This is a genomic window from Methylobacterium nonmethylotrophicum (genome assembly GCF_004745635.1).
Taxonomy (GTDB): Bacteria; Pseudomonadota; Alphaproteobacteria; order Rhizobiales; family Beijerinckiaceae; genus Methylobacterium; species Methylobacterium nonmethylotrophicum.
Window position 1 is genome coordinate 416,261 of the sequence record NZ_SRLB01000005.1, and the last position, 7,454, is coordinate 423,714.

Genomic DNA, 7,454 nt, shown 5'->3' on the forward strand with positions numbered 1-7,454 from the left:
CGCCCTCATCCTGAGGTGCTGCTGCTTGCAGCAGCCTCGAAGGAGGGCTCCAGATGGCGCTGCCATCCCCGGAGCCCTCCGTCGAGGCCGGCGATCTCCGATCGCGTGCGATCTTCGATCGCCGGCACCTCAGGATGACGTTTGCGGGCGTGAAGGGCCGGCACCGGGATCAGACTCCCACTGTCGTTGACCGTGACGGCCTTCCGGCGCTGCTACCGAAAAGCGCGGCCAGTCGCGATATCCGCCGGCCGCAGATCTCCGCCTGAATCAGGCATCTCATTCCGCCTCCCGCAGCGTCTCGCCCGCAGCGGGCGCCCGCCGGACGATCGCAGCCTGGCGAATGGCCCGCCCGCGATCCTCCCCGGGACGCCGTGACGCGGTGAACGGAAATGGAGTGGCCGTCACGGCAGCCGCCCCTATCTGCGTCGGCGCACCGTGTGGTCGTGTCTGGTCCGGGATGATTGGTCGTTTCCCTGCGTCGGCGTGGTGGGCGGATCTGCCGTGCGCCGGGAATCCCGATCTCATTCCTATACCGAGCATGAGTATCTTGCACCAGACGGCGTCGTGACGCGCGCTCACCCGCGGCGCGTCTTGCGCATACGGCATCGCACGTCCGCCGCTTCAGAACCGCGGCGCGCGATCGGCACAGAAGGATCGATGGCGTGGAAACCTATACTGACGTCCTGTCCGGCCAGTGCCCGTTCGGCGGCGACCGCGTCGGCGGCGCCTTCGCGACGCCCCCGACCCTGGAGGAGTGGTACCCGGACCGCCTGCGCGTCGAGATGCTGCACCAGAACGGGCCGCAGGCGAATCCGCTCGGGCCCGACTTCGACTATCCTGCGGCCTTCGCGACGATCGACCTCCAGGCGCTCAAGGCCGACATCAAGCAGTTCCTGACCAGCTCGGTGTCGTGGTGGCCGTCCGATTACGGCAATTACGGCCCGCAGATGATCCGGATGGCCTGGCACTCGGCCGGCACCTACCGCATCGCCGACGGGCGCGGCGGCGCCGGCCAGGGCCTGCAGCGCTTCGCGCCGATCAGCAGCTGGTGGGACAACGGCAACATCGACAAGTCGCGCCGCCTGCTCTGGCCGATCAAGCAGAAATACGGCAGCGCCCTGTCCTGGGCCGACCTGATGGTGCTGACCGGCAACTGCGCCCTCGAGATCATGAACTTCCCGACCTACGGCTTCGCTGGCGGCCGCGAGGATGCCTGGGAGGCGGACAATGCGACCTACTGGGGCCCCGAGCTGTGGGACCCGACCAACGTCACGTCGTTCGACGAGATGGTGAACCGCGACAAGCGCTGGCGGGGCAAGAACGGCGACCCCGATTACGACCTCGAGCAGCCGCTCGCCGCGTCGCACCAGTCGCTGATCTACGTCAACCCGGAAGGGCCCTATTCCAACGGCGATCCCCTGGCCTCGGCCCGGGACATCCGGATCACCTTCACCCGCATGGCGATGAACGACGAGGAGACCGTCGCGCTGATCGCCGGCGGCCACGCCTTCGGCAAGAGCCACGGCATGGTCAAGGCCGACCGGATCGGCCCGCCGCCGGACATCGCGCCGATCGAGGCGATGGGCCTCGGCTGGCACAACCCGGTCGGGACGGGCGCGGCCGAGAACACGATGACCAACGGCATCGAGGGCTCCTGGACGCAGAACCCGACCACCTGGGACAACAGCTACCTCGAGAACCTGTTCAAGCACGACTGGAAGCAGACCCGCAGCCCCGCCGGCGCCCTGCAATGGGAGCCGGTCGACCCGGACGCGCCGCGCACGCCCGACGCCCACATCGCGGGCAAGAGCCACCCGCTGATGATGATGACGAGCGACATCGCGCTCAAGACCGACCCGGTCTACCACGCGATCTGCGAGACGTTCCTGGCCGACTTCGACTACTTCACGCTGCAATTCGCCAAGGCGTGGTACAAGCTGACCCATCGCGACATGGGCCCGAAGGAGCGTTATGTCGGGCCCGAGGCCAGGATCGAGAACGACCTCATCTGGCAGGACCCGATCCCGCCGGTCGACCACCCGCTGGTGGACGAGACCGACATCGCCGCCCTGAAAAGCGCGATCCTGGGCAGCGGCGTCTCGGTCTCCGACCTGGCCTTCACGGCGTTCTCCTCCGCTGCGAGCTACCGCCACAGCGACAAGCGCGGCGGCGCGAACGGAGCCCGCCTGGCGCTGGCGCCGCAATCCGGCTGGGCCGTCAACCGGCGCACCGTCCCGGTGATCGAGACGCTGCGCGCGGTCATGGCAGAGTTCAACGGCAAGGCCGCGGGCGGGAAAAAGGTCTCGCTCGCCGACCTGATCGTGCTGTGCGGCTGCGCTGCGGTCGAAGAGGCGGCGAAAGCCGCCGGCGTCGCCACTGCGGTGCCGTTCGTCCCAGGGAGGATGGACACCACCGCGGAGCTCACGGACGAAGAGAGCTTCGAGTGGCTGAAGCCCGTCGTCGACGGCTTCCGCAACTACGTCGATCCGTCCTTCGCCGAGATCACCCGCGGCCGCGTCGCCCCCGAGCAGGTCTTCCTCGACCGGGCGAACCTCCTCGCGCTCACCGCGCCCGAATGGGTGGTGCTGACCGGGGGCCTGCGCGCCCTCAACCTGAACCACGACGGCTCGCATCACGGCATCTTCACCGACCGGGTCGGGGTGCTCACCAACGACTTCTTCACCGTGCTCACCAGCATGGACTACGTGTGGAACAAGGCGGACGAGGCCGGCCTGACCTTCACGCTCGACGCCCGCGAGGGCGGCGGGACGAAGTTCACGGCGACGCGCTGCGACCTCGTCTTCGGCGCGAACCAGCAGCTCCGGGCCATCGCCGAGATCTATGCCGGCAGCGACGGGCACGCGCGGTTCGTGCGCGACTTCGTCAAGGTCTGGCACAAGGTGATGATGCTCGACCGCTACGACGTGGCACGCGTGCCGACCGCGTCGGCGGCCTGACCGCGCCGCGTCGACCGAGGAGCGCGTCCGTCCCGGCCGATGCGGGCTGGCCCTGGATCGGCCGGGAAGGAGCGGTCCGGCTTCGCATGTGGAGGCGGCAGGGGTCGTCAGAGGCCCCTGTCACCAATAAACTGCACTGTCGTCATCCCGGGGTCGCGCAGCGGAATCCGGGATGACTTAGAAAATCGTTGACGGGATGTCCCGTTCGACTTGCTGCCGGCCTCGATCAGGCGCGCAGGTTGAAGCGCATGCCATTGTCATCCACCGCCCATCAGCCTGGGGATGGCGCTGCGCAGCCGGGAAAAGCCCCGGTTCGACAGCGGCCAGGCCCGCTCGTCCCAGTCCCGCCGGATCCGGCGGCACCCGGCCGGCAGCGCCTCGGCCGAGGGCCCGACGGGAGCCCAGGCCGTCACCACCGGCAGCTCGCCCGCCCAGCCGCCTCGGACCGCTTCGGCCGGGCAGCGGAACTGCGCCCCGGCGCGGGCAAGCGCATCCGCCATCGCCGCCGCATCCGCCGCGCGGACCCGCTCGTTCGCCTCCTCGGCCGACGCGATCAGGCCGCCGACGCGCACGACCCGGGCCGCGCCGAGGGGCAGGGTCTCGGGGTGGAGGTCGTCGAGGTGGAGCAGCAGGGCGACCGGGCCGTCGGGCGCGGGCTCGGCCGGGGCGAGCGGCACCTCCGGCGGCGGCATCGCCTCGTCGAGGGCGGCGGCCCCCTCGTCGAGGCCCGCCGGGTCGTGGCGGCCGTCCGTGAACGCCCGGATGTTGTCGCGCCGCGCGAGGTAGGGCTTGCCACGGGTGTGCAGGCCCGCAACCCAGCGCCAGGACAGGGTGTTGCTGGCCGGATCGCCGTCGACGAGGTGGCGCAGGAAGAACGCCGCGCCGAGCTCCCAGGGCAGGCGCAGGGTGAAGATCCAGATCGAGGCGAACCACATCCGGGCGTGGTTGTGCAGCCAGCCCTCCTCGACGAGCTGGACGGCCCAGTCGTCGAAGCCGTCGATCCCGGTGCGCCCCGCCACGGCCCGCTCGTGGGTCCGGCGCAGGCCGGGCTCGGCCGCGAGGCGCGCCTGGGCCGCGTCGCGCCCGGCACGGTAGCGCGACCAGGCCTCGGGATGGGTCTCGAGGTGGCCCTTGAAGTAGGTCCGCCAGAAAACCTCGGAGACGAACTTGTCCGCGCCGCGCTCCCCGAAGGCCCGCAGGGCGGCCCGGGCCACCTCCTCCTCGGTGAGGAGCCGCCGGCGCAGATAGGGCGACAGGGCCGAGGTCGTCGGCGGCGCGCCGCGCCCGCGATCGGTGTTGCGGGCGCTCGCGTAGTCCGCGCCGGGACCGGAGAGGAAGGCGGCGAGCGCGTCGAGGCCGGCGGCGCGGGTCATGACGGGGGAGGGGGTCATGACCCGAATCTAGGCCGGCGGACCGGTCCGGCAGCGGCAGGACGCCGTTCGAACCCCGGGCGATCCGTCGCGGGGCGCTCCTACGGCTCCCCCGGCAGGGCCGAGGCTTCCAGGCGCCGGGTCTGGCCGAACAGGGCCTCCCGCAGGCGCGGGGCGTCGCCCCGGGAAAGGAGTCCGGCGAGGCGCCGGCGCAGCTCGGCGCAGCCGACGGCACGGGTGGGTTCGGGGACGCGCGCGGCCGGACCCTCCGGCGCCGGCCCGACCAGCGCCCGGTCGAGGAGGGCCCGCATCCGCGCCGTCCCGCCGGTGCGGCGCCCCGCCAGCGCCTCCGCCGCCGTCAGGAGGTTGCCGTCCTGCCCGATGGCGCGGCACGCCTCCTCGCTCCCGCTCGCCGCCATGGCGTCGAGGAGGAGGCGGCCGAGGGCCGCGACGGTGCCGTCATCGGCCCCCGCGAAGGCCGCCCGCATGGCATCCACCGCCTCGGCCCGCAAAAGGTCGAGGCCCTCGCTCTCGCTGCGGCCCTGCCGGTAGCCGTCGCGGTAGCGGGCGGCGATGCCGTCGAGCACGCCCGGCCGGTGCAGCGCGAAGGCGGAGAGCAGGTCGACGGCGCGCAGGGCCGCCGCCCGGGCGCCGGCGGGCGAGTCGTCGTCGTCGAGGGTGGAATCCGGCAATTCGCCGGGGCCGACCACCCGGGTGACGACCCGGGCGGCGCGCAGGCGGGCCGGGTCGGGGATCCAGATGTCGCGGGAGGGGGTGCCGAGGGCCTGGTCGACGAAGGCGGGCTCGAGGCCGGCGGCGAGGTAGCGGCCGCGCTCCTCGCTCGCGTCGACCGGGACCATCCGGCCGAACAGGCCCGGCTCGTAGGGGGCGTGGAAGCCGATCCGGCTGTCCGCCATGATCAGCCGCTCGCGCCCGCGCACGAAGGCCAGGGTGCAGGCCGAGACGCAGTAATCCGGCACGTAGGTGACGAGGCGCCGCGCCGCCACGATCTCGCCGATCGCCGCGCCCTCGTCGACGAGGCCGCCGTCGCTGGTCAGGTGCAGGCGCGTCACGCCCGGATGGGCGTCGAGCAGGCGGCCGAGGCGCGCCGCCGCGCCGTCGGTGAGGTCGCCGAAGAGCCGCACGTCGCGCCCGCCGGGGCCGAGGGTGATGCGGGTCTCCGGCCCGGCGGATTCGGGGGTCAGGGCCGATTCGAGGCGCGACAGCCCGCCGAAGGCGGGGGTCAGGGCGCCCGCGACCCCGGCGAGCCCGAGGCACGCCAGCACCACCCCGGCGCCGGCCCATGCCCGGCGCCGCCGCACACCCGCTCCCGTCATCACCGGTCCCCCACGTGACCCTTCGTTCTTGACCTCACTCAGCCACATCGGCGCAGCGATGCGAAGAGCGGGAGGTACGGGGAATGGTGAGCAAGATCCGGGCCGAACTTGGGCCGCCGCATGGATCGTTTCGCCGTGACGGCCCGGCGGCGGACACAGTTCTCCGGAGCGGGGGGTTGCGAGAGAAACTTGGTCGGGACCCCGCGCCACCATGCCGCTGTGGCGCGAATGCCTCAATCCTTCAAAGGATCGTGGCCCCAGTTCATGAGCGAGTAGCGCCAGCGCGAGGTCTTCACGTCCTCCTTCGGCCCGCCCTGCGTGAGATGCCGTTTGACGTAGGCCACGACCTTGCGCATGTCGGCGTAGTCGTCGTCGGTGAGATCCGCCTTCTTCGTGTGCTTGATTTCGACGATCCGGCGCCCCTGGTGATGGCCGACCGATTCGCCGCCCCCGGCACCCTCCTTCCGGGCGCCGTCGCTCCAGCCGACGGACCGGCTCTCCTCGGTGCCGAGCCAATGCTCGAGGTCGCCCGGGCTCATGTTCACGGCCTCGCGGAAGGCCGCCCAGGTTTCCTCGTGGCGAGCCTCCTCGCGGCGGGTCCCCTGGTGGCCCGTCTCGTCGTCATGCGCCGGCTTGGTCACGGTTCGTCTCCTGCGGATCGGTCGCGCATCAACGCCGCGGCGGCGGCCGCGCTCCGTCGCGATCGGCAGGAGACGACATCGCGCGGGCAGGGTAGGCTCCGCCGCGACCCATCCGGACCCGATCACCGCCATGACCGATACCGACGAACTGCTCTCCACCGTCGATGCCGAGGGCATCGCCCGCATCACCCTCAACCGGCCGCAGGCGCGCAACGCCCTGACCTTCGCGATGTACGAGCGCCTGCACGGCCTCTGCGTCGAGATCGACGCCGATCCGGCGATCCGCGCGGTGGTGATCCAGGGCGCGGGGGCCAAGGCCTTCGCGGCCGGCACCGACATCTCCCAGTTCCGCGCCTTCTCGACGGCCGAGGACGCCCTCGGCTACGAGCGCTTCATGGACCGGGTGCTCGGCGCGCTGGAACGCTGCCGCAAGCCGACGATCGCGGCGATCGCCGGGGCCTGCACCGGCGGCGGGGCGGCCATCGCCGCGGCCTGCGACCTGCGCATCGCCACGCGCGACGCCCGCTTCGGCTTCCCGATCGCCCGCACCCTCGGCAACTGCCTCTCGCAGGGCAACCTACGCCGGCTCTCGGCCCTGATCGGCCCCGCGCGCGTCACCGACATGATCTTCACCGCGCGCCTCGTCGAGGCCGAGGAGGCGCGGGCGATCGGCCTGGTGAGCGAGGTGGTGGAGGATGCCGCCGCGCTCGAGGCGCGCGCGACCGACCTCGCCCGCCTGCTCGCCGGCCACGCGCCGCTGACGCTCGCCGCCACCAAGGAGGGCCTGCGCCGCCTGCGCGACGAGGCATCGTCCGATGGCGGGGACGACCTGATCCTGCAATGCTACACCAGCGCGGATTTCCGCGAAGGGATGGAGGCCTTCCTGGCCAAGCGCCCGCCGCGCTGGAGTGGGCGCTGAGTGCGGCGGGGAGGGGAGTTGATCTCAGCCGGCGGTGGTGCACCGCTGGCCCCTGCCGCGTCAAAGCCTGGGCGCTGTCGCCCCTTCGACCCCCTGGTATGGGAGCGCGCCCGGACCGAGCGCCTGTTCGGCTTCCGCTACCGCATCGAGATCTAGGGCCTGTTGTCACTTGAACCACAGTAGTGTGGAGGCAAGGCAAAGGACGCCCATGAAGCTGACGGCGGTCTTTT

Annotated in this window: 7 protein-coding genes; 4 read left to right on the forward strand and 3 right to left on the reverse strand. The window is 71.9% G+C overall.

What is annotated here, in order from left to right; all coding sequences use genetic code 11:
• The first annotated feature begins 53 nt into the window (after window positions 1-53).
• Complete coding sequence (locus EU555_RS08795) at window positions 54-266, forward strand: hypothetical protein (protein WP_135414289.1); 213 nt, start codon at window positions 54-56, stop codon at window positions 264-266.
• Window positions 267-662: 396 nt separating this feature from the next.
• A complete protein-coding gene (katG, locus tag EU555_RS08800) occupies window positions 663-2,957 on the forward strand; it encodes a catalase/peroxidase HPI (RefSeq protein ID WP_135414290.1) in 2,295 nt (764 codons plus the stop codon).
• A gap of 257 nt (window positions 2,958-3,214) precedes the next feature.
• Here katG and EU555_RS08805 read toward each other — a convergent pair whose 3' ends face one another.
• From EU555_RS08805 to EU555_RS36920, 3 genes are all read right to left on the reverse strand, one after another.
• Window positions 3,215-4,348 (reverse strand): FAD-binding domain-containing protein, encoded by a 1,134-nt coding sequence (locus tag EU555_RS08805; RefSeq protein ID WP_245524198.1) that lies wholly within the window; start codon window positions 4,346-4,348, stop codon window positions 3,215-3,217.
• A gap of 80 nt (window positions 4,349-4,428) precedes the next feature.
• A complete protein-coding gene (locus EU555_RS08810) occupies window positions 4,429-5,664 on the reverse strand; it encodes a COG3904 family protein (protein WP_135414291.1) in 1,236 nt (411 codons plus the stop codon).
• Between the two features lie 233 nt (window positions 5,665-5,897).
• The gene (locus EU555_RS36920; RefSeq protein ID WP_425375096.1) at window positions 5,898-6,305 is read right to left on the reverse strand and encodes a DUF3140 domain-containing protein; all 408 of its coding nucleotides are present in this window, start codon (window positions 6,303-6,305) and stop codon (window positions 5,898-5,900) included.
• 130 nt (window positions 6,306-6,435) lie between these two features.
• Between EU555_RS36920 and EU555_RS08820 the strand changes: the two genes are divergently transcribed.
• Window positions 6,436-7,224 (forward strand): enoyl-CoA hydratase/isomerase family protein, encoded by a 789-nt coding sequence (locus EU555_RS08820; RefSeq protein WP_135414292.1) that lies wholly within the window; start codon window positions 6,436-6,438, stop codon window positions 7,222-7,224.
• Window positions 7,225-7,380, forward strand: a complete 156-nt coding sequence (locus EU555_RS37815) for a DNA glycosylase AlkZ-like family protein (protein WP_483466644.1) — start codon at window positions 7,225-7,227, stop codon at window positions 7,378-7,380.
• Window positions 7,381-7,454 lie beyond the last annotated feature (74 nt).